The sequence below is a fragment of the Flagellimonas oceanensis genome (assembly GCF_003992595.1).
Lineage (GTDB): Bacteria > Bacteroidota > Bacteroidia > Flavobacteriales > Flavobacteriaceae > Flagellimonas > Flagellimonas oceanensis.
Genome location: NZ_RZNA01000038.1, coordinates 1 through 23042 on the forward strand (window position 1 = coordinate 1; position 23042 = coordinate 23042).

At 38.2% G+C, this 23042-nt stretch carries 17 protein-coding genes; 8 read left to right on the forward strand and 9 right to left on the reverse strand.

Going from position 1 to position 23042, the window contains the following annotated elements; all coding sequences use genetic code 11:
• Positions 1 to 25 precede the first annotated feature (25 nt).
• From EO132_RS09340 to EO132_RS09350, 3 genes are all read right to left on the reverse strand, one after another.
• Complete coding sequence (locus tag EO132_RS09340) at positions 26 to 1675, reverse strand: ISL3 family transposase (RefSeq protein ID WP_127137576.1); 1650 nt, start codon at positions 1673 to 1675, stop codon at positions 26 to 28.
• Between the two features lie 268 nt (positions 1676 to 1943).
• Positions 1944 to 3200 (reverse strand): site-specific integrase, encoded by a 1257-nt coding sequence (locus EO132_RS09345; protein WP_127137587.1) that lies wholly within the window; start codon positions 3198 to 3200, stop codon positions 1944 to 1946.
• A 595-nt stretch (positions 3201 to 3795) separates the two neighbouring features.
• Complete coding sequence (locus tag EO132_RS09350; protein WP_127137588.1) at positions 3796 to 4203, reverse strand: hypothetical protein; 408 nt, start codon at positions 4201 to 4203, stop codon at positions 3796 to 3798.
• A 479-nt stretch (positions 4204 to 4682) separates the two neighbouring features.
• Here EO132_RS09350 and EO132_RS09355 point away from each other — a divergent pair, with 479 nt between their 5' ends.
• The 4 genes from EO132_RS09355 to EO132_RS09370 all read left to right on the forward strand — a co-directional run bounded on the left by EO132_RS09355 (position 4683) and on the right by EO132_RS09370 (position 10568).
• Entirely contained in the window at positions 4683 to 5075 is a 393-nt protein-coding gene (locus EO132_RS09355; protein ID WP_164732312.1) for a hypothetical protein, read from the forward strand.
• Positions 5076 to 5642: 567 nt separating this feature from the next.
• Positions 5643 to 7565: a transglutaminase-like domain-containing protein gene (locus tag EO132_RS09360; protein ID WP_127137590.1), complete on the forward strand. Its 1923-nt coding sequence runs from the start codon at positions 5643 to 5645 to the stop codon at positions 7563 to 7565.
• Between the two features lie 9 nt (positions 7566 to 7574).
• Positions 7575 to 9794, forward strand: coding sequence for a DUF3857 domain-containing protein (locus tag EO132_RS09365; protein ID WP_127137591.1), 2220 nt, complete (start codon positions 7575 to 7577; stop codon positions 9792 to 9794).
• A 123-nt stretch (positions 9795 to 9917) separates the two neighbouring features.
• The gene (locus tag EO132_RS09370; protein WP_164732313.1) at positions 9918 to 10568 is read left to right on the forward strand and encodes a peptidylprolyl isomerase; all 651 of its coding nucleotides are present in this window, start codon (positions 9918 to 9920) and stop codon (positions 10566 to 10568) included.
• Between the two features lie 224 nt (positions 10569 to 10792).
• Here EO132_RS09370 and EO132_RS09375 read toward each other — a convergent pair whose 3' ends face one another.
• The 4 genes from EO132_RS09375 to EO132_RS09390 form a co-directional block, all read right to left on the reverse strand.
• Complete coding sequence (locus tag EO132_RS09375) at positions 10793 to 11968, reverse strand: putative phage abortive infection protein (protein WP_127137593.1); 1176 nt, start codon at positions 11966 to 11968, stop codon at positions 10793 to 10795.
• Between the two features lie 102 nt (positions 11969 to 12070).
• On the reverse strand, positions 12071 to 15178 hold the full coding sequence (locus EO132_RS09380; protein ID WP_127137594.1) for a TrlF family AAA-like ATPase: 3108 nt from the start codon (positions 15176 to 15178) through the stop codon (positions 12071 to 12073).
• Positions 15179 to 15604: 426 nt separating this feature from the next.
• Positions 15605 to 15949, reverse strand: a complete 345-nt coding sequence (locus tag EO132_RS09385) for a hypothetical protein (RefSeq protein ID WP_127137595.1) — start codon at positions 15947 to 15949, stop codon at positions 15605 to 15607.
• A 10-nt stretch (positions 15950 to 15959) separates the two neighbouring features.
• On the reverse strand, positions 15960 to 17150 hold the full coding sequence (locus tag EO132_RS09390; protein WP_127137596.1) for a hypothetical protein: 1191 nt from the start codon (positions 17148 to 17150) through the stop codon (positions 15960 to 15962).
• Between the two features lie 127 nt (positions 17151 to 17277).
• On the opposite strand from EO132_RS09390, the gene EO132_RS09395 reads away from it, so the two are divergent.
• From EO132_RS09395 to EO132_RS09405, 3 genes are all read left to right on the forward strand, one after another.
• Complete coding sequence (locus EO132_RS09395; protein WP_235856423.1) at positions 17278 to 17520, forward strand: helix-turn-helix domain-containing protein; 243 nt, start codon at positions 17278 to 17280, stop codon at positions 17518 to 17520.
• A gap of 149 nt (positions 17521 to 17669) precedes the next feature.
• Entirely contained in the window at positions 17670 to 18689 is a 1020-nt protein-coding gene (locus EO132_RS09400) for a HipA domain-containing protein (protein WP_127137597.1), read from the forward strand.
• Positions 18690 to 18693: 4 nt separating this feature from the next.
• Complete coding sequence (locus EO132_RS09405) at positions 18694 to 19104, forward strand: HipA N-terminal domain-containing protein (protein WP_127137598.1); 411 nt, start codon at positions 18694 to 18696, stop codon at positions 19102 to 19104.
• Between the two features lie 234 nt (positions 19105 to 19338).
• Here the strand turns inward: EO132_RS09405 and mobB are convergent, their stop codons facing one another.
• On the reverse strand, positions 19339 to 20361 hold the full coding sequence (mobB, locus tag EO132_RS09410) for a MobB family relaxase (RefSeq protein WP_127137599.1): 1023 nt from the start codon (positions 20359 to 20361) through the stop codon (positions 19339 to 19341).
• A gap of 5 nt (positions 20362 to 20366) precedes the next feature.
• Positions 20367 to 20951: a BfmA/BtgA family mobilization protein gene (locus EO132_RS09415; protein WP_127137600.1), complete on the reverse strand. Its 585-nt coding sequence runs from the start codon at positions 20949 to 20951 to the stop codon at positions 20367 to 20369.
• Positions 20952 to 21755: 804 nt separating this feature from the next.
• Here EO132_RS09415 and EO132_RS09420 point away from each other — a divergent pair.
• On the forward strand, positions 21756 to 22751 hold the full coding sequence (locus tag EO132_RS09420; protein WP_127137601.1) for an IS110 family RNA-guided transposase: 996 nt from the start codon (positions 21756 to 21758) through the stop codon (positions 22749 to 22751).
• The last annotated feature ends 291 nt before the right edge of the window (positions 22752 to 23042 follow it).

A 23042-nucleotide genomic window follows, 5' to 3' on the forward strand; every position in this document is an offset into this window, starting at 1 on the left:
GGTTCTTCGTCATATTTGGGGATCATTAACCGGTTTGGGATAAAATCACTTTTTTACGCAATAGGTCAAAGCAAGCTCTACCATACATTTGTCTTTTAATGCTCTTTATCCGGTTTACGTGGCCTTCTACAGCGCCATTGCTCCAAGGCATTTCAATCGCGTTCTTAACGGCTTTGATATCCCTTGACAGTCCATTGGCAAAAGTGGTCAATCCCGTCATTTTGTATTTTGATCGTTTAATGAATTCGATCCATCGGTAAATGTTGCCACGTCCCGTGGTCAACATAGTTTTAAAGATCCGCACCAATTTTTGAATAACCCGTAGCTCCGGGATATTGTCCAATAAGGTCTGTAGATATCTCCGCTGATCGGGATTCTTGACAACAGTCGGACAGGAACCGATATATTTGGCGAGCTCCCTTGAGCTCAAGGGTTTTATATAGGGAATTCTCTCCTTTTGTATCTGTGCAAAATCAGGTGTGCATATTCCATGTTTTTTCTTTATGATGTTTATATTGTGATAGGCCTGCGTCCTGCTTCCGTTATATCCCAATTTATAGATTTCGTCCATTATATCTTTCACCATATATCCCTGAACGTCCGATCGCGCAACGATGTGTTGGGAAAACAGCTCAATATTGGTCGATCTTGAGCTTGATCTTGGAGGCAATGATTCCAGCGAGAGATAGGAATGGACCGTATTGCGGCTTATGCCCAGATCTCTTGCGATCTTTCGTTTGGATATGCCCTTGGCATGCAATTCCTTGACCTTGTTGAAAACATCCTGCCTTCGGTCCGTTCCTTTTAGGACCACTCTTTTTTGGACCTTTGATAATGGGCCCGTTGTTTTTTCCTTCGCATAGCCGGTAATTTGACCATCGGACTTTTTCAAAAGTTCATTGCTTTTATCCTTAATGAGCTTTTTGATTTTTGGGTCCACACTTTTGAAATACCTGTCCAAGGCATCCGATAGGTTCATTAATAAATGAAATCGGTCCGCGACCTGTTCTGCACTTGGACAGACCTCATCAATGGCAGAAGAATACGAACTGGCCCTGTCCCTGGTGACAATCTTCACGCCAGGATATTTTGACAACCACTTTTTTAGCTCTTTGCCCTCCCTCGAAGGTAAAATATCAATGGGCCTTGACGTCTCCATATCAACGAGAACGGTTCCATAACTTATCCCTTTTCGATATGCAAAATCATCAACGCCAAGTACCTTTGGTTGGGCTATTTGGGGCAGTTGTTGTTCGTGGGCCATTCGTGTAATGGTTGATTTGCTGACCGAGATCAGTAGTTGTTCCGACAGGGTACTGCCCATTTTACCGGTCAGTTCGATCGACAGGGAATCCAATATCCTTGATACCCTTCGTGTTCTTCTCGAATATCTCAAAATATATGGTGTCTGTTCTGAAAATACTTTTCGGTCACATTGAGGGTTCTGACATTTAAATTTGCGTGTTTTTAGGAAGATAGTGGTCTTGTTTTGAAATACCGGGAGATCTGATATTGTTCTGGTATAACGATCATGGATTTTATTGCTGTGTTTTTCACAAACGGGACACTTTGCCCGTTTGGATTTTATTGATGCATCTATTTTAACCAGGGAATGGGAGCAATCAATATTATTTACAATTAGCCCAGGCATGCCGATCAGTTGTTTTACGGTCATAAGTAGTTGTTTATTAGCTACTTAAAGATAATAAATATCACCCTATAAAGCAAAGGACAAACGTATTTAAATTACTGAATATCAATATGTTAAAACTAAAACCCTAATGCATGGATTTCCCCAAATATGACGAAGAACCCAACCATCCGGCTCATCCAAAATAGTATTTATTATAATATATCAATTTGTAAAAAGTATTTTACGATATATATCTTTCAACTATCCTATTCATTAAATTGAATAGGATGCTACCTTGAAAATAATTGGACTACCATCCCGAAACAAAATCACTTTTGCTATTTGTATCAGTTCTGAGTACCGAACGAAGTCCTTCCATATCTGAACTGATCTTATCTTCCAATACTCTGGCATATACCTGTGTAGTTGTAATCTTGGTATGACCTAACAGTTTAGACACGGTTGCAATGGGAACCCCATTGGAGAGTGTGACCGTAGTGGCAAAAGTGTGTCTTGCCGAATGAAAGGTCAGGTTTTTATATATACCTATTCTCTTTGCCACTTCTTTGATATAGGCATTCATTTTTTGGTTCACAAAAACGGGCAAAAGGTTGTCCTTCCCTGTACCGGGAGCATCTTTATAGCGTTCCAAAATCAGCATTGCTTCTTCCAACAAGGGAATCCTAAGTGGATAATTGGTCTTGGTCCTTTGCAAGAACAGCCAGAACTTTCCATCAATGCCCCGAACCACATTGCCATTTTTTAATTTTTTGACATCACTATAGGACAGACCAGTATAACAGGAGAACACAAAGACATCCCTTACGATACGATGGCCTTCCTCCGGAACAAAAGCTTTGGTCAGCAGTTCAAGCTCATGTTTTTCCAAAAATTCACTTTCGTGTTTATGGAATTTCAGTTTGTAACGGGCAAAGGGGTTTTTGTCCAACCATTCCAGATCCAATGCGAGATTCATCAGCTTCTTTAAACGGGAAAGATGTTTCATTACCCCATTATTGTTCAATGAATTTGAGCGTTGCAAGGATGGACCCTTGCGAAGAAATTGCTCAAAATCGATAATAAAGCTATACCTCATATGTCGCAGGTAAATATCGCCCGTTCTTTGGTGCTTCATTAAAAATTTCTTGAGGTAGTTCTCAGTGGTATAATAATTTTTAAGGGTTCCGGGCCTTAAAGTACCGTCCATGTTCTCGTTGTGATAAGACACCAATTGCAATAAAGTTTTGTGCTTGGAATCTACTCCGAGGAACCTGGACTTAATGGATTGTGCGGTGACGAGTTCAAAATCGGATGACAATTGTTTATGACAGGCCAAGAGCTTGGCTTGTACCGTATCCAAATAGTTGTTCAATTGTTTTCCTTCAAGGGTTCTTAACCCCGTTTTTTTTGCTTTTGGGTCCCAAAAGGTTACCTGGGTCACTCTTTTAAGGCTGATTTCGGCACGCTTTCCATCTACGGTAATACGTGCATAAACTGGTGCAAGACCATCCTTTTCCTTGGCTGTATTAAGCCAAAAATGAATACTGAAAGTTGTTGAAACGTCCATAGACTCTCACTTTAGGTGAATACTCGATTTTGTTTTGAAAGTCAAATCGAAGTGAAAGTCAAATGCTAATGGTCCTCTAAATTAATAAAAAAAAACGAGCTTGGTTCGTCGGGCTATTGCTCCCCCTTAGGTAACCGAATAGGTAACCGAATTGGCCACTTATTAACAATTTTAAAGGAAATCAAATGAAATCAGAAAATATGTAAGATGCTGATTTTCATTTGATTTACCTTATTTTGGTTTCTTTTGAAACCCAATTCGTCGGGATGACTGAATCATCGACGAAATCTTATTCTATTGAAAATCATTGTTTTACAACTGCAATCTTGAAGGTATTCCCGTTTAGAACACGGAAAGCAAAAAACAACTTTTGAACACAATTTTAATGTGCTAATGATAGCTTAAAATTACAATAATTTCTGTACTAAATAATATTTTCTGACACGCTAAGACATTTTCTGGGACGAATTGGAGTCGTTCAAGAAAGCTGTTTGATAATTGTAAAGGATTTTCAGAAGTCTTTATTAATGATTGGGCTATTAATAGTGAAGGTTATATGGAAATTTCGAAATTCATTGAACTTTGATTGATCTATCTATGATTTAAGGTTTTTACAAGACATAGAGAATCCTATAAAAAACAATCCGGCAGTGACAAATAAAATGAAAGCCTGCCCGAAAAAGTTTGGCGACCCATCCACTAATATCACCTCACTACTAAAAAGATTTCGGTAAAATATCTGAACTCCTGTATCTTTCCCAATTCTCTGATAAGTCTTATTCTGTATCCTTTTTTTCACCTGAATTGTATCCTCTCCATTGAAATATTTTAATTTCAGATTATACTTATTTTTTTCTTTTTTTTGGATTGATTCAATTTCAGCCCAAGTTTTCTTCTTTGCAAATCCATAATGAAGAGAATCTAGCGCAAAGATCATACATATCAAAAAACAGAGAAAAAATAAACCTATCCAAAGTTTAGCTTTTAGATGATGTATGCTCATTTGTTTAATTTGCTAGAAAACGATTTTATCTTTAAACATTAAAATATAGTCATTTATTCAACCTTTTTGAATAAATTCTTCACATATGCAGCAAATCCAATCCTTCATCAACATTCCCCACTCTTGACTGGTTCCAACCCGGTATCAGATATTGCTTTGGGGACAGTTCTTTTTTATTTCCCATTTTGGCATCTGTCCTAGGATTTGTAAGCTACCCCCTAATCAGTGTGGCAGGCCCATCCTGTTATACATAAAAGTTGATTTTCTGTTTTTCACACCGTTAACCAAGACCAGTTAACCGAACCCTGAACCGTGTTCAAATCGGCACATCCGGAGGCAAAACTTATGGGAGTTTTACACCACTAATTTAGGCGTTTTTTGATAAGCAACGATTTGTGTTTCAATGTATCTAATAGATAAATCAATTCCATTTTACCATGAAAAAGCTTGCCATATTGCTTTCATTGACTTATTTAATAATGAATCAATCTTGTGATAGCACTGATGAAGAAATTGACCTTCAAGGTAACAACGTTTTTGAACTCCAGTACATCAATGCGGGAATGTCGGGGGAAATTATCAAAAAGAAGGATTTGGATTTTAATGAATTCATTGAACTTTCATCTGATAATCGCTTTGTCAAAAGAAGGGTGTACCCGGACAGTACCAGTATAGCCCAAGGAAATTACATTTTAATACAATCAGAAAACTCGAAGTATTATGAATTCGAGTATGAAGAAGAAAGTTATTTGATACAAAACTGTGGAAGCTCGCTTAAAGAGCATATTTCTATTTTGAACAACAAGGAAATATTCAATGGAGGTTACCTTCCATGTGATGGTCCGGGTTTTGGATATAGATTAGCCAACTAATAAATGCTAATTTTCAATACGAAGCATCTGTTTTTCCAATTCCTCCAACAAGGGATGACCGGGGAAGAAAGCAGTGTTTTCAACCACCTTACAATCAACATTTTATACTGTATTCCAATACTGATTAACCGAACTCTAAACTGTCTATAAAACAGCACATTCAGAGGCAAAACTTATGGATGTTTTACACCACTAATCTTGGCATTTTTTTGATAGCAACGATTTATTGTTCAATGTATCTTATTGATAAATCAACTCCTTTTTAACGTGAAAAAGTCAACCAGATTTTTAGCTTCAATACATCCGTATAGGATTATCAGGATAAATAGTCAAAAAGAAGGAAATCTAACTTCGTGAGTTCATTGAATTTTTATCAGACAATCTCTTCGTCTAAAGAAGAGTATATCCAAACAGTACCAGTATTCCAGAAATCAGTTGTCTTTTGATTAGAACGGTGGACTCAAATTATTACCAGTTTGAGTCTAAATTAAATAAGTGTGTCTTGATAGACTGGCAATTTTTCGTAAAAAAGCCGTTATATAAAAGTGTAAGAATGAAAATTAATCCATGCTTCAAAAAGTAAATGTCTTTTTCCTTTTCCTTTCGATATTTGGCACACTGCAAAGCCAGAAAAAAAAATCACCCTCTTCTGAACAAATATCACAAGCTGTAAATCTCAGTGAGACTTATGAAGATGACATTGTGATTTTAAACAGTAGTCAAACTTTTGAATTTGAATTGAATCGAAAACAAGACTTGATCAGTGTACTTCAAAAAACTGATGAAGAAATAATCAATACATCGGAAAGAAGTCATATCAAGAAATATGTATTTTATGATAAGACCTCAAATGTTTCAGAGTTCGAAATGTTGGACCAAGAAGGAAAATCCTTGGGTTTGGACGTATCAGATGATTATTATCAAAGTGACGACATATTCTATTCAGATGCACGGGTAAAACATATGGATGTGATTTTTCCCTCAAAAGGCACTGTGCTCAACTTTAAAATGGAAAAGGAATATGGCGACATAAAGTATTTTACAAGAATCATTTTTCAGGACGAATACCCGATTCAGAACAAAGAAGTGAAGCTGATCGTTCCCAATTGGTTGAAAATTGAGTTCAAGGAATTCAATTTTGGGAATTACTCCATTTCACTAAAAAAAGAATTGGACGAGAAAGCGGGAACAACGATTTATAACTACTCAATACGGAACCTTGAAGCCATAAAAAAGGAGTATAGATCCCCTGGGATTTCCCATACCGCCCCCCATATCTTGGTTTTGGCCAAAGCATATTATGATAAGGGTGAAGAAAAAATACTTTTTAGGGAGACCCGGGATTTATATAAGTGGTACAAGTCCTTAGTAAACGAAATGGATGAGAGCGATAATGATGCCTTAAAAAACGTTGTTGCCCGATTAACTGAAGGAGCGGAATCAGACGGTGAAAAAATCAAAAATATTTACTATTGGGTTCAAGATAACATAAGATATATTGCTTTTGAAGATGGGATAGCGGGATTTAAGCCGGATGAGTCCCAAAATGTTCTCAAAAAGAAATATGGTGACTGTAAAGGAATGGCAAATCTATTGAAACAAATGTTGGTTATCGCGGGTTATGATGCCCGTTTGACTTGGATTGGCACAAATAATATTGCATATGATTACTCTCTACCAAATCTTGCAGTGGACAACCATATGATTTGCGCCTTAAAAAGAGAAGGGGAATGGTTCTTTTTGGACCCTACCGAAAAATTCATATCCATCAAGGACAACGCTGAACGAATCCAAGGCAGACCCGTTCTTATAGAAAACGGAAAAGAGTACATCCAAGAGGAAGTGCCCATACAAAATCCCGAAACCAATAAGCAAGAAAAGTTCACACGTTTAATACTGGAAGACAATATCCTTAAAGGGAAGGTAATCGAAAACTATACGGGCCAAAGCAAGTCCAATTTCTTATATGGCTATCACCAAATTAAGAACTCTGACAAAAATTTAGCGCTAAAGTATTATATCAACTCAGGCGATAAGGATGTTTTGGTGGGGAACATCAAAACATCGGATTTGACCGATCGCGATGCCGATCTTAGCTTGGATTATGAAGTAGAGTTCAATAACATGGTATCCTCTTTTGGAAATGAAATTTATATCGATTTAGATAACGAAAAAGAATTTTCGAACCTAAAATTAAAAGAAAGAAAATACGCGTATAGGCTACCCTATAAAATGGACGTAATGAGTGTTGTGGAATTTGAAGTACCACAGGGCTATAAAATCAGCACGCTGCCCAAACCGGTTGACGTGAGCACCCAGAACTTTAGGGTACATGCAGGATATTCACTAAAAGGAAACCTTTTGGAGTACAAAAAGCATTTTGTTTTTCAAAACTCGCTAATTGATAAAAATGACTTCGAAGCTTGGAGTCGACTTTCAAAAAGTCTAAATGACCTATACAACCATCAAATAATCTTAACAGCCAAATAACAATCCCGAATGACCTACAAGCTAATAATCCCGTTGTTTATATTCTTTTCATTTTCAACTGTGTCATACCCGCAGAGTAAAAAAGAGTTGGAGGTACAAGACTTTTTTTGGGGAGAAAATGATACTCAAAAGAATAACACCCAAGTGCCTGAAAAATGGAAAAACGAATCTGCCGTAATTCTGTATGAGGAATATTACAAAGAATTTAGAAGATTCCAAAAGACAATAAAAATCACCAACGGATATAGGCGTAGAATCAAATTGAACGATCAAAACGCTGTGACCGAATTTTCAGATTTCACATTCACAAAAAAGTTTTTGCCAAAATATGGTTATCATACGTGGAAAAATAAAGGAGAAAACACTATAGGGGCCAAAATAATCAAACCCAGTGGGGAGGAAATCATCGTGGATGTTGATAGCGAAGCTATTAAAGTGAACGATGAATATAAACTGGCAATACCAAATTTGCAGATAGGGGATATTATTGACGTATTTCTTCATTCCTTTAGTAAAACCGGATTCGTTGGCGTTAGAAGTTTTGATCCAGAAACCAGGATTTTAAATCAAGAGTATCCCATCAAAAAGTTCGTGCTTAAAATAGATACCGGAAATGGGTATTTTATCAATTTTGACACTTATAACGGAGCTCCTGAACTAAGAGAGGAGGAGAATGAAAAATCAAATCGAAAATTATATGAATTAGTAGCCGAAGACCTTGAAAAAACAGATTTTCCAAGATGGTATTATCCATACAGGGATTTGCCATATTTTAAAATGAAGGTCAATTATGCAAAGTCCAGTGCGCTTGGCATATACAAATCGAGCATTACGGATTTTAGGTCCGATGATGCCAAAACAGTTCAAAAAAGCGTCACCGCTGGGGAATTATTGGAGTTTGCCAAAAAGGAAGGCTATCAATTCATCAACCCATACAATGATGAAAAATGGTTTGTCAAGGAATTTCAAGCCTATATTGATGAAAAAGAGTTTTCGGGAAAAGAAATTGCCCGCAATCTTTACAATTATATCAGACATTTTGATTATACCCAGTTCTTCCAAATGAAAATCCTAAAGGATAGTAAAATTGAGTATGATTCCAACATTAGTGACAATGAGAAGGTCTTTGGACAACATAAACCGCCCTATTCAAAAAACTTCCAGGATTATGCGCGAGTGTTAAGGGCAAATGAAATAAAATATGAGTGCATCGTTCTACTGCCCCGCGATGAAGGGGATATTGACGATTTGCTTTACAATGACGAAAAAAAAGTCTTATTGAAACTGAAGTTGCCAAATGAAGATGTAGTGGTGACCGATACTGAAGTATATTCTTCCTTTGGTTCCTATTCCCCTCTTTTCGAAAATACTGAAGGCTATCTACTCACCTATGATGATGATAACACAAAAATTTTGGATTTAAAAAGAGTCGAATTCCCTAAAAGCTCGTACAACGACAATATTGAAAAAGAGCATACTTTGATTAAAATTTCTGATAATATGTCCCTCGACATCAAAAAGAAATCGGAATGTTTTGGACATCTAAAGTCCGACCATCAAGATGATCTATTGTCCCCTTTTGATGTTCTGAAGGAAGATTATGATCACTACTCACGACCAACCTATATCGAACAATACAAATTCAAGAAAAAAAACCGTGAAAGGGTAATGAACGAATATAGTTCTCTTGAAAAGAAATCAAAGCAAAATTGGAACGAACATCTCAAGGAAAAATTACAGAATGAATATGATACCGAGATACAGGATTATGAATATTCCATTGAAAATTCCGGAAGGTACCAAAAAAATGACCCCTTTGTTATTGAAGAAAATTTTAATGTCATCGACGATTTTATAAAGAAAGCTGGTGAAAGTTATTTGTTTGAAATCGGGAGGTTCATCGGCGGACAAGTTGCAATAAATGAGGATGAAAAACAAAGGAAAGAGGATATTTACATGGATTATCCAAAAACCTATGAAAACACCATCGAGGTGGAAATTCCAGAAGGTTACACTGTCCAAGGCTTGGAAAACCTTTCCAAGAATGTGGAAAATGCCACTGGTGGCTTTGTGAGCAGTGCAAAAATGGATGGCAGCAAACTAATTGTTAATACCAAAAAGTACTATAGGAATTATTTTGAGGAAAATAAAAATTGGTCTCTCATGATATCTTTTTTGGACGCTGCTTATCAATTCTCACAAGAAAAGATATTATTGAAAAAAATATAATGTGGAAAAAAAACTGAAGACCATTTCAAAGATGATATTGAACGTTTAAGTAATAAAAACATTGCAATGTTTGAATGGCTGGAATAATAAAGCCAGTAGTTAACAAAGATGGTTATAAGTCTTATGAAACAAACAATAATCTTCCTTTTGTGGCTCTCCTCAGTGAATTTATTTGGGCAGGATATCCAATGGTCGGAATGGCAAACAATCTACAAGGACACGACAGAAATCAAACTCATATTGGACAGATTCAAAACCGCAGATTCTTTAAACGCTATTTCTGAATTGACCAATCAGGAGTTAGTCACTTTTAATGAAGAAAATCCAGCTGAGGTAAACGGGTTAAAAGATTTAGAACCTTTTGAATACCTAACTTCCAAAGAAGAAGATGGAGTATATGTTTACTGCCTTATTGACATCAAAACTAATACAGAATATAGAGCGAGTTACATATATCTTGACGGAACAAAACTTAAAAAAACTGAAATTGATTCTCTCCGACCAATTATCATACAAAAATTTGAAAATGGAATTAGCTTTGAAGATCTGAATGAAGAATACAATATGGATCCAAATACAAATAATGGTGATTTGGGTTGGTTTAAAGAAGGAGCAATGATGTTAGAATTTGAAAAAGCGGTTCGGGAGCACAAACTTGATGAAATTTTCACAGTGGACATCCCTGAACGAAATTGGTATTATGTTGCACTCAAAACTTTCGATAATAGACAAAATAAAGAGCGAACTTATTTAAAAATAAAGAGCAGTAATTAAGAATGGTAACGACTTTTCATGGTTGCTTGACCTTTAATCCAAAAAATCACCTGTTCATTTATGCATTTACTATATTTCGATTTTAACGTGTTTGAGGATAGACTTAAGGTCTATTATTAATTAAGGATAATTGCTAAGTTTACACCCTTTTAATAAATCGATCAAAATACTTCAGAAACTTTCATACCTCCGTTAGTTGGTCCAAGATCCAAATGACATCTGAATTAGTTACTCCTTCGTTGATTTTCCTCGAAATCAAAAAGATAATCATCTTCCCTTCCCTTCTCTTTCATGTACATTGGTTTTTGGTCCAGTTGAAACTCTTCCGCTAAATCAAAATCATAGGGCAATAAGTGATTGCTTAAATTGTGGATCATGCGGTAATCTGTCAAAAACCTGTTTTCATCACTATTCCATTTCTTTCCAAATTTCGACTTACTATTGATGAAAAGCATAGCCTGTTCTTCGTTGGAAAGTTGGGCGCGTAAGGTCCTCAAAAAACTCCTTTTTTCCTCATAGGTCAATAATCCCTCATCCTGATTGGCTACGTATTTAACGGTTTGGAACAGGTGCCGATAATAATAGCCCAACTGACTGCTATGACCATAACCCAACCTGCAATCCGGTAAATCCTTGATTCGATTGCCTGTGTGAACTTCAATCCCTTGGAGTCCGCCAGATTGAGACCCCCTGTTATTATGGATTATATTAATCTGGATAATGGCCTTAACCGCCTTTGAATAATTATCTGAGGAGGGCGATGTGGAATAGGTATAAGTATCTCCGGAATCTTGTGGTCCAATACCCTGAAAGAAGTAACTGTAAGCTAAATCAACATGAAAGTTCTTATCCTGCTCTGGAAAATAGTTCTTTACTATGGCATATATCACCTTTAATTCTTTAAGCATCTCAACAAACACTTTTCTTCCTACAATTTCATAGGGAACTTCGTTAATTGGCCTTACCTCAAAGGATATCTCACTTACATTCTCCTTATGTAATCTTAACATCTCATAGAAGCGTTGTTCCACAGCCGCTTCTTTATCTTGCTTTTGCTGAACGTTCAATTCCTGTTGAAACCTTTCACGCTCTTCCTTGATCTGTCTGTTGAACAGAACGCGTTGTTGCTCATTGGCCCTTACCTGCATGAGAAATGCCAAAAAAGTTGTAATCACTCCCGAAGCTGCAATAAATGGGTTCATTATTCCACCCATAGCGTCCCCTATGCCTCCATATGGAGATAGGTCAATAATGGACCACTGTGTTAACAGGATAGGGGCAACAAAAGAAAAAACAAATAAGCCTATTGCCACAGTAATGGCTATTTTGGAATATTTGTTTAAATCTTCGTCCTTTTTTTTTTCATCACGATTTTCATTGCTTGCTCCTTTTGTATCCATTATCTTATGTTAAGGTGTACTCTTGGTTCTTCATATCCTACTTTTGCATACATTTCAAAACATATTTGTAGCAATCAGCCCAATCCAAAGGTTTACCATTTTTCAACTGTTGTTACCTGTCAGGTATTTCATTTTTCGCTTATCAAATGCTGGTTTGGTTCCCTCCAAAATGTCAAGGATGCCTTTGTTTATCCTGGGGTTCTCGATTCCACCGGATTCGAAACTAAACGTATTGTTGTTCTTCTTATCCAATTCTACATGTATCACCTGCTCTGCGTCCGCAACAACGGCCAAATTTGGATTATGGGTCACAATCATCAGTTGCCTTTTCTTCTTCGCCTGCCGTATAAAGGGAACCAATATTTCGTAGACACTTTGGTTGTCCAAATTATCCTCTGGTTGATCGATAATCAGGGGTTTTTCATCTTTGTCAAGTAACAGATAGAATACAATCAATGCCGCACCACGCTCACCTGGGGACAATTGTTCAATACTTTTCCCTGCAAATTTCAGTTCATACTTTTCATCCAGGTACTTCAACCCAAATAAATAATCATACAAGTCTTTTAATTCTTTGGATTCCTTTATTTGTTTGAATGGATTCTGCTTTACTCCATTGTCATATTCCAACTTTAAGGTCAAGTCCCGTAAAAATTCCATAATACTTTCCAAAGTATTGGGGTCAGTTCCCTGGACAGCTTCCTTGACCGTAGCGTCGGCAATTTCTTGGCCCCTAAACGTTCCTGCCCTGTTCTTGTCAATGAAATCCAAGAAATTGACCGTAAAATTCCTGATTTGCATGGAGGCTTCCAATGAAATCTCATACTCTTCAATTTCAGCCATATTCTCCGATAATTTCTTATCGATATTCGATTTAAAATGGGAGTAAATATCAACAATAGATTTTTTCTTGGTATATATATCCGCTGTGACCTCTTCTCGATTCTTTTTTTTCTCCTCTATTATACCATCCAGTTCTTCAGTTATGAATTTTAGTTCACTCTTAAAATAATTAAGCGTTCCCGGGGTAGGGTTCTGTAGGTCACCCATTTTCTCTCCCAATACCCTTTCCCATTGGATCAGTTCATTTTTGTAGGATTCCATCGCTTTCTCCTTGGCATCCAATGTTGCAGATAGGGCTTCTATCTCGCTTTCCTTGATGGCAATCTTTGTAATGAGAATCTCATCTACTTTTGGAATTAATCCTCCATGCTCCTCCCCATTATAGCTCACCCTACCCAGCTGAATATCTGCAATGAGTTTGGTCTTTTCCTTATCTGACAGCGCTTGGTCAATGGGAACAAAGTTGAAGTTCGGTGCCGGATATATATCATCGAGGGAAATATTAAAGGATTGGAGTACCTCAGCCTCTTCTTGCCTAAATTCATTTACCCGTGTCCGCTCGCTAGCAAGTCTATCGCGCAATTGCCCAAGTGCTGTTATCTCACTATTGAGATTGGTCAGCTCCCCCAACAATTTTTCCCTTTCCCCATTAAGCTCTGATAAGTCCGATGTGGCTTGTTGCAGTTTGAGGAAGTTCTCACCTTTTTCCTCACTGTCATTCTCCTCTGTGCCTTCCTCTTCCGGAAATGGATTGGTGGGTTGGTTTTTAATATGGCTTTCGATTTCAGATTCTATGGTTTCAATCCTGCTGCCAAGGCTTTTAAGGTATTCATCCGTTCCCTTTGTCTGCAGGTTTATCAATTCTTCGTTGATTTCTGAAAGTTTTTGCCGCAGACCCTCAATTGCAGCCTCTGCACTTTCCTTCTTTAGCTCTATGAAGTCCTCAAAAGTGGGTTGTCCCAACCGTTCCGTTTCATCCAGATGGGTAAAAACAACCTGATTGATTTCCTTTTTGAAGTTTTCATTGTTCTCGATTTCATTGCACAACTCCTCAAAATATCGCTGGGGTAAATACTTAACCTTTTCTTCCAAATCTGAATCCACTTCATCATTTAGGTTTAGCAGTGTACTATGCCCGTTTTCCCAGATCAATTTGGCCTCAAAGTTTCTTGCCAATCCATTTTTTCGAAATTTCTTGTTGTTCAAAAAGGAGAAATATTCAAAATTATGGGAGTTTCCCAATAGACCAATAATATCCGTAATGGCACTTTTCCCCTTTCCCTTATTGCCGATAATGGCAGTAAGTTCCTTACTGGGGCGGACAACCTGTTGTTTAAACCATATTCCCTTGGATCCGTTGTAACCCTCTACCTGATCAATAATGATTTCCTTGATATATAATGTAGGATTGTTTCTGACACGAAGTTGTACTTCCGGGGTTGCTCCTATATGAATCCGGTCCTTCGGTTCATACAACAAATACTTCAGCCCCCTGAACGTCGGATTGATCTTGACCCATGTTTGGCAGTTGCCTATCCGGTCCTTTATATGAGTTTCCGTACTATAGCTATGGGCATCACTGCAATCGAGCAACAGATCGTTAACGGATTGCGCAACAAGACTATTTTTGGATTTATGAAAAGCTTCAGGGTTATCGGATGCGACAAACACAAAGTCCACAGCATTAATTACACTTTTTTTATCGGCCGGCGATCCTTCCCACCGCATGGAATCCCACTCTGTCTTTCCTACAGCCGTTAAATATTTTCCATTGAGGTGAACATTGTCCAGCTTTTTCTTCAATTCTGTATAAGGTATGTTCAAGGATTGAAATCCTATTTTCAAAGCAGATCCGGTAAGAGCACCGTTAGAGGATTCCTTTAGCTTTTCTCCCAAGTAAATGAGGTTCTCCTTTGTTACAACCCCATTCCAATCTCCTGCGTTCGATTCATAATCTGCATATACCTTATATTCTGCACTTAGCGCATTCAAGAATTGTTGCCGAATCAATTCAGGCTCCAATTCATCAGAAAAGATAACGTGGTAATTAACACGTTTGAAAGGATTATCCTTGCTTACACTCCCGAATTTGTCAACCCTGAACTCAATCACCGGTAAAACCAATTCAATATTTCTTAAACGGCCATCCTTTTTGTAATCAAGTACTTTCTCATATCCTTCTATGAATAAATAATCATTAATCCCGATTATCTTGAATTCTTTCGGCAGAGATTCAAGATCACTTATAAATTTTTCCCAAACTTCCTCCGTTTGGCCATTGCCATAATGATGGTCTATTGAATAAGGGGTATGAACGTGCAAATCACATTTAACCCATTGGGAGCCATGATTGTAGTTTTCTTCCATTATATTACTATTAGTTGGACTGACGGAGGGGAATAACCAAATATAAGAAACCCTCTACATCTTGCAGTAAAAAGTCTTTAACAATTTGTTCCCAGAATAAAGCCACCAAAGCCAGTTCAATATTCTACTTTTTGTACTGCTTCCATGGGATATGAACTTCCCAAGCTACCTTTTTGACCCCTCTCCCAAACCACGCCAACCTGCACTCTTTTTGTAGGCAAAACAACTCCATTCCTTTTTATACGGCTTGCACAAAAATGAAAACGCCGGACATAGTATACCGCCCTCACCGGATAACATTGAGCACTATTGGAACTAAAAAATATTCTTGGCTGTCAAACCACTAAGGCCAATTATTGGGTTCCTCAAATTTTCCGTTTTTGATGGTATCAACCCGGCTCATCCACTTTGGGTTGTAAATCGTGTTTATTCCTTCAAAAGGAGTTTTTCTATTCGATCGTAACTGTCCAATTGGTCATCGGGAAGAATATTAATGACCAACTCCAGTATAGTGATCACTGCATCATCCTTGGATAGAAAAGGAATTCTTGGGGAGTCCAGTTCGTTTTCATTGTCAATGGTGGACATGCACAGCCTCAGCAGGCAAGAGATGACATAACGCAGTTCTGAATTGTTTTCCACCTTGAACACTACTTCTTGGACCTGTGGTTCGTCCTTACCGTGAAACCTTCGCTTTCTAGGGTTTAACAGACCAATAACTCTGTCTAATAGTTCCTTTTCGTTGCTATGGCTTTCCTTCCTCTTTTTCATGGCTTCTTTGTTAAGTTGTAGTTTCATTATCGGAAAGCATGAGTTCCCGCATTTTATCCAGAAAGTTGCCTTCTTCCAAGGGGATGAGGTTTTTTGCAAACTCCAGTACGGTCTTTACATCCTCTTTGATGTTTTTGATGTCCAAGGTCATATCACATTGCTCGTCCAAGGCCAGGATACACACATTCAGGGTCGATCTTAAGGTGTAGAAAAGGGAAAAGTGACTGTGGACATATACATGGTTGAGATAATATCCTTTTTTTGTCCTTCGATTTGCAGGTCTCATCATTTCAAAATTCTCATTGCTCAATTGCCTGATCGTGTCCAATAGGTTAGGCTCTTCTAAATTTTTGGATTCGAGTAAAGCCTTTTTTCCACTTGTATCATGAGATTGTAAAAGTTCAAGTTCCTTTTCGAACAATTGCTTGATCTCATCCAAAAAGCAGTCAAGCTTTTGTTCCAAAATGTCCAACTGACCCCTTTCAATATGGAATGAGTTTTCATACCTTGAACTGGAATAGGCCCTATCTAATAGTTCCAACAACTCCATTTCTGTGTTGTCTTCAAGATTGAACATTCCCTTTGTTCGGTATATGTTCCTTTCCAAGAACTTTTGATGGACCTCAATCTTATGGCAGATTTTGACCTTACCGCAGAGAAAGCCTTCCAGTACCCGGTATCCCAGTTCAAACCCTTGGTGGGCCATAAAGGCAGCTTGGGAAAGGTTGTTATCCGACATGAAGTATTTGAAACCCTTTTGAAAGGCAAAACTGCCTTCCAAGGATGTCCGAAAGTCCTCCTCAATGTTTTTCTGGACTTTCACATTGGTTAGGTCTTCATGTTGGTTCCAAGGAAAGCCAATTTCCCGATTTCCAAATATGAGCTGTTCGGTCTGACAATGGTTGATGAAAAACAGGTTTCCATTAGCCAGTTCCGTTTTGGCGTAATTATGGGAAAAGAGATTGTGGAAATGATCTTGATGGTCAAAAAACAACCCTTGGATAATGGGAAGAAACTTGTTGTTTATATCATTTTTGGGTGCATCAACAATGATGTTCCACCTGTATCTAAAGGTGTTCTTTTTTTCGTGGCCCATGTTCAGATAGACCTGTGAAACATTCGGAATTACTTTGATAATATCCGATAAAAGCCCCTGTATCTGGGGGTCAACATGTTTCTTTCTTTGCGTTGAGGAGTCCATATATCAATATTTTAAGGTGAATTTCAATCCAATTGTGTAGATTTTCTATACCAATGTATAAAATAAATACTCATTTTCTACACCGATTGGATAAAATTTTATATAGGTGTATCTAAAATCTATCTTTATGTATCAAAATTTTACCTACCCTATAATGACAGACCTAGGATTATATTTGGCCAAAAAGTCCATCAACAAAGCGGAAGTAGCGAGAAGGACTGGTATAAGCAAATCAAGGATAAGTCAATTGAGTTCCAACCCAACCACTAAACTTAGGGCGGAGGAACTCTACCTTATTTCATTGGCCATTGACATCGACCCCTGTGAAGTAATCAAAGAGTTATATGGAGGCCTGAAGCTTCCTAATTAATGTTTTCCCTGCAATCGTGAATTAGTTTTAGAGGATTTTGTCAGACTAAACTGCAATCGACTTCGTTCGGCGCTAAATTTTTTTTCATTTATATTGGGCTTGAGAAATAAAATTGATTTCGTAAGCAATAATTTACTCAGACTTTTATCATGAAGAAAAAATTGGACCAAAGTGATAATTTTATACACCTAAAGCCATTACCTATTCTTGGCAAGAGTGGTTATCAACATGGTATGTCTGGTCTATTGGTAGCTAAAAAACATTCTTACTCAGTAATAAAGGATGTAGCTGTTGGAGGAGACGCACCCAAGGATTTAATAAGGCTTTACGAATATGGATGCGGAAGAAAAACAAATTTCAATGGTTGGCCTATATATATTGCAAAATTAGGCCATAAATGGTATCCCTGTGAATCAATAACTGAACAACTTATTTCAGATATTGGAAGATGGTTGGGGTTTTTACTTGCGGATTCTAAATTATGTGTCCTAGGTGGTCAAATTAGGTTTTTATCCAAATACTTTTTATCTAGAAACAAGGAACAGCTATATCATGGGGCTAATTTGTATGCTGGGTATTTAAATGATGAGCAATTTGTTGATGAAGTAGAACTTGCCCAACAGACTCAATCTTTTTTCACAGTGAATTTTACAAAAGAAACATTAAGTCATTTTTTTGAGGACACTAAAGAAGAGTTGTTTGCCAGATTTATGGAGATGCTTTTTTTTGATGCTTTAGTGGGAAATAATGACCGACATATGTACAATTGGGGTGTCATAAGAGATTTATTTGGCATAAAGAACGCAAAATATGCGCCAATTTATGATTCGGCACGAGGTTTGCTCTGGAATTATACTGAAAAAAAGATAGATAATATTTTAAATAGTGGTCAGACAAAATTATCAATAGAAAGTTATTGCAATGCTAGCCGACCGAAAATAGGTGTTGAAGGAAAAAGCAAAATAAATCACTTTACATTAATCGAAGTTCATAAAGAATATTTTAAAACACTTGATTTGGTGAAAAATTCCCTAAAACCTGAAGTTTTAGACCAAGTTCTGGAAAATATTGATAAGAATTACAAAACACTATTAAGCAATAATAGACGTTTATTAATTAAGGATATTTTAAGATATCGAGTTGAAGTAATTAGAAATACATTAATTTAGCCCCATGAAAGAAGTTATAAAAGACGTATTTAAAAAACTGACGCCTTGGGCGGTGGATCCGGATATTAAGTCAGACTTCAAAAATGAAAATGATCATGGAGAGTTTGAACTTAAATTTGAAAACAATATAATTGGTTTCTTGAAATACGATGATTCAAAATGGACTTTTAAATATTCTGATGAATTTATTTCGGAGAAACCTCTTTTACCGTTGATTGATTTTCCAAATGTTAATAAGGTTTATGAATTTGAGCATTTGATGCCATTTTTTGCGGCTCGAATTCCAAATTTGAACCAACCTTATCATGAGAAGAAGATTAAAAAATTTAATGGAAATAAAAAAAGTGAAGTGTCTATGTTGAGGATTTTCGGAAAGAAATCTATTAACAATCCTTTTGAATTAAGTTTTATATAAAGCTTTAAGAATTCACAGAAAAAGGTCAACAATTTGTTGGCCTTTTTTTGTTACCGCTAGATTCTATAAGACATTATGTAAACCATCCTTATATATTATTGTTTTTAAAAGCATAAAAATAGACCCCAAATCTTACCCCTAACTTTTGCGCATGGATCCTGTCGGGTTTTTGTAGCGTTCAGATTGATAAGCGTGAAGCAAAAACACGATAGGGCGAAACCTACTTTTTGGATTTCAATAGCCCATATCCTCACCCGTGCCCCTGGCCTTATCGATACCCCTCCCAAGTGCCTTGATGATCTTGGCTGCCATCTGTACTTTATTGGTCGGTATACTGGGAGCTTTGACCCCCATGGTCTTAAGTAGTTTGAAGGCCATGTCCTTTTCCTTGGTGGGCAGTCCCATCACCTTGGAAAAAAACTTCCCCGGTTCCTTGGCATGGGCCTTTCTACCGGCATATGATTCCACATAGTTCCTTTTGAAGCCCGTTGTCCTGTCAAAGGTCTTTTCTGCTGCTTGGTAAAAACTATCCCTATCAAATCCCCTCTTGACCGTCTTCCCATTTAATTCAACCTCAGATGCCTTGTGTTTTGCCATTGGGGAAAGTGTATAGGTGTTTGTCACGTCCCTTCTGCTTACTATGATATGGATATGGGTCTGTGGCCCCTCTTTTTGCATTCCGGCTGCCACTAACTGTCCATTCTGTTTGTGAGGGGCCAATCTTTCTTGCTCTTTGATTCTTTTTTCGAATTCATTGACATTCCCGATTGATTCCCCCCGTTCCACTTTCCGTATCTCGTTCCTGAGCCTTGCTATCTCCCCTCGATAAGGAGCATTTTCCTGAACCTGTTTGTCAAAGCCCCGATAGGTGCGCTCATGCTCTATCTTGGCGTAGTATTTCAGGTTCTCGGCCTTGACCTCTTGGTTACGGTGGAAACTCTTGGCGTAGTCCTCCATGAGCTTTCTTGTATATTCCCTTAGGATGTTTGGATCATTGCCTATGGCCTTCAGTTCCCTTTGGTTGGGACTGACCACTATGGAATAGAATTTCGGGTCCTTCTGCCTCAGTTTCGCAGTATTCGCATCTATTTCATCGATGACCATTTGAGGGCTTAGGCTGTCGTTCTCTTGGTCAAAGAACTCTTCCCTCTGTTCGGGCAATCTGTCCTCGTTTTCCTTTTCCAGATAATCCACATAGTTCCCCACACTGGAGTTATAGGTACTGCCCATTTTCTGTGCTGAGATGGTAAGGTACATGGTTGTTATCTTAATTGATGTTTTAAACTTTCAAAGTCCCCGATGCCCATATTGATTTTCAGATATGGCTTTCCCATAATGGGTTCCACCTTTTCAACGCTGTTGAGAATTTCATTGCAGTGCTCTTTATATTCTTTGAATTCTTGCAGCATTCTATCGTGCTCCACCTTCGGAATGGTATTCCTTGGCTCCAGAAAATCCATTCGGTCTTCCTGTAACTTAACGGGTTCACGTTTAGGTTTCCTCCCATCCCTTACATAGGCCTCGTAAAGAATCAACATCATTTCATAAGTGGGCCTTATACTGGTCTTTTCCATGTTCTTGATAATGGCAATAAGCCTATCGATTTTTTTCATCATCTGACGCTCCAGCTTTTTGATACTGTCAACGATGATCTTGGTTCCCTCCCCAAAAGGATCAAGGTTGTTCTCCTTGAAGTAGCATACCATTCCATCCAACACCTCACTATGCGATTTGCCGAACTTTTTCGAATAGCTCCGAAAACGAGTGGCCGTTTCTTTCTTTATTGTAATATTGGAATAACCACCGCTTCCTTTCTTTGTTCTGTTGTTTGTTGATTGCTTTTCCATAGGTACGATTTTGTTTTTTAGTGAAATTGCGTCAATTTTTTCGTCAAAAATTTCCAGTGTTTACAGGGCTTCCCAAAGGGTTTACTGTAGATTTCGGAAAAGTCTACTGTAGCCCCTGATTTTGCACAGTATTCCAAAATCATCTCAATCAACTGGTTTTCAACTTGTTGAAGACCCGAAAACAACCGTGATGGCGCATTTTGCGCATCACCCTCTTGCTATTCCCTTAGTTTAGCGTCGACCATTTACATAGAGCTTTTCCTTTAAGATGATCGTTGTTTGAATGAAGGTCGTCTTTAACTCGGGAATACCCTCGGTGACCGTAAGTGGCCACCGACCGATAAAGGAGGATTACGCGCAGGGAAAGTCCAGGACTTATGCTTTTGAAATCCTTTTATCGGTCTTCTCTGAACGGCATCAGATGGAAATACAGGCTTCAAGGCCTATTGTCCAGGGTTTCGATCTAGTTCAGATAACTGTGAATATATATCCCTTGGGCTGGAACCATCCCTCTGTGACAGTCCCGGGACCAGAACTCATATCGCCGTCCATTTAGAAGAATAGAGGTATTGTCCTACCTTGGAACTTCAATGATATTGGATGGCAGCCAGACCGATAAAGGCGTATTAATTGCTATTCAAAGTTTAGGACTTATCGGTATCGATTAAATCCTTTATCGGTCATCTTCTGGACCGGCATCATATGGAAGTTCAGGTCTAGGGCCTATTAACAGGGATTTGATAATCGTTCAGTTGTCGGTTGTACTCTGATTCACGGATCTCTCATTTTTTAAACTTTTTTATCATGGAAAAATCTGACTTCAAGTATTTTGTTGGCGTGGACATATCCAAAAAGTCCTTTGACATCGCCATTATCGAAGGGGACGACACGGCCTCGTTCGTGTTCGACAATTCACAAAAGGGTACCAGGGCCTTTATAAGGCTGCTCAAGAACAGGGGCATTCCCTTGGAAAACACCTTGGTCTGTCTGGAACATACCGGTATATACGGCAGGCTGGTCATCGCAAGGCTGCTCGAAAAACAGGCCAATTTTTGTGTCGAGATGTCGTTGAGGATTATCCGTAGCTTGGGGATACAACGTGGCAAGAACGATAGGCTGGACGCCATCCGAATCGCACGGTACGCCGCCAAGAACCACAACGAGATCGAACTGTATAGACCGGTCCCGGAAATCCTGGAAAAGGTCAATGCCCTGCTCAAGGTAAGGGACCAACTGGTCAGGTTCAGGGCGGACCTGTGCAAGCACCCAAATGAACTCAAGACCTTTGACCCGGAACTTGGAAAACTGGTCCAAAGGCACATCAAAAAGACCACCAAGTGCCTCAATGACGAGATCCACCGCATGGAGGGAGAGATAGAGGCCCTTGTGCTCTCCGATGAAAGGCTGAACACCACGGTGCGACTGGCGACTTCCGTCACGGGGATTGGTATGTTCACGGCCCTATACTTTACCATCTACACCAATTTTTTCACCAAGTACGAAAATCCCAAACAGCTTGCCTGCTACTGTGGCGTGGTGCCCTTCGAGCACACCTCCGGTTCCAGTATCCAGAAACGTGCCAGGGTGCACCATATGGCAAACAAGACGATGAAAAAACAGTTGCACATGTGCGCACTTGCCGCGGTCAGGCACGATCCGGAACTGAAGGCCTATTATGAAAGAAAGGCAGAGGAGGGAAAGAACAAAATGTTGGTCCTCAACAATGTCCGAAACAAGCTTGTCCTTAGGGTCTGTGCCGTGGTAAAACGACAAAGCCCCTATCAAAAAAGTGTGGCTTGATACAGATATCATCGAATTGTTCACTTTGTACATTTTTGACTTGTTTTTAACATGGAAATCCTACGTCCCGCAAGCGGGACCGAATGAATACAGCATGATTGAAAATCAGCTGCCCTTTAATTTTATGTTTTTTGGTACGGACTTTTGGAAAGTCAAATCAAATATGTGCCGTACTAATTCATGTTATAGAACACATGATAAAATATTGAACTTTATCTATTGTTCGGGAATTCGTTAATCCAATGAAAACCTCTTTTCATAAGATAAAACTCATTCTTATCCTTTATCTTA

Coding starts and splice junctions, on each gene's coding strand:
- EO132_RS09345 (WP_127137587.1), bottom strand. CDS start 3,200: ATGGACGTTTCAACAACTTTCAGTATTCATTTTTGGCTTAATACAGCC.
- EO132_RS09350 (WP_127137588.1), bottom strand. CDS start 4,203: ATGAGCATACATCATCTAAAAGCTAAACTTTGGATAGGTTTATTTTTT.
- EO132_RS09415 (WP_127137600.1), bottom strand. CDS start 20,951: ATGGAAAAGCAATCAACAAACAACAGAACAAAGAAAGGAAGCGGTGGT.
- EO132_RS09360 (WP_127137590.1), top strand. CDS start 5,643: ATGCTTCAAAAAGTAAATGTCTTTTTCCTTTTCCTTTCGATATTTGGC.
- EO132_RS09390 (WP_127137596.1), bottom strand. CDS start 17,150: ATGGACTCCTCAACGCAAAGAAAGAAACATGTTGACCCCCAGATACAG.
- mobB (WP_127137599.1), bottom strand. CDS start 20,361: ATGTACCTTACCATCTCAGCACAGAAAATGGGCAGTACCTATAACTCC.
- EO132_RS09400 (WP_127137597.1), top strand. CDS start 17,670: ATGAAGAAAAAATTGGACCAAAGTGATAATTTTATACACCTAAAGCCA.
- EO132_RS09340 (WP_127137576.1), bottom strand. CDS start 1,675: ATGACCGTAAAACAACTGATCGGCATGCCTGGGCTAATTGTAAATAAT.
- EO132_RS09370 (WP_164732313.1), top strand. CDS start 9,918: ATGAAACAAACAATAATCTTCCTTTTGTGGCTCTCCTCAGTGAATTTA.
- EO132_RS09375 (WP_127137593.1), bottom strand. CDS start 11,968: ATGGATACAAAAGGAGCAAGCAATGAAAATCGTGATGAAAAAAAAAAG.
- EO132_RS09365 (WP_127137591.1), top strand. CDS start 7,575: ATGACCTACAAGCTAATAATCCCGTTGTTTATATTCTTTTCATTTTCA.
- EO132_RS09355 (WP_164732312.1), top strand. CDS start 4,683: ATGAATCAATCTTGTGATAGCACTGATGAAGAAATTGACCTTCAAGGT.
- EO132_RS09385 (WP_127137595.1), bottom strand. CDS start 15,949: ATGAAAAAGAGGAAGGAAAGCCATAGCAACGAAAAGGAACTATTAGAC.
- EO132_RS09380 (WP_127137594.1), bottom strand. CDS start 15,178: ATGGAAGAAAACTACAATCATGGCTCCCAATGGGTTAAATGTGATTTG.
- EO132_RS09420 (WP_127137601.1), top strand. CDS start 21,756: ATGGAAAAATCTGACTTCAAGTATTTTGTTGGCGTGGACATATCCAAA.
- EO132_RS09395 (WP_235856423.1), top strand. CDS start 17,278: ATGTATCAAAATTTTACCTACCCTATAATGACAGACCTAGGATTATAT.
- EO132_RS09405 (WP_127137598.1), top strand. CDS start 18,694: ATGAAAGAAGTTATAAAAGACGTATTTAAAAAACTGACGCCTTGGGCG.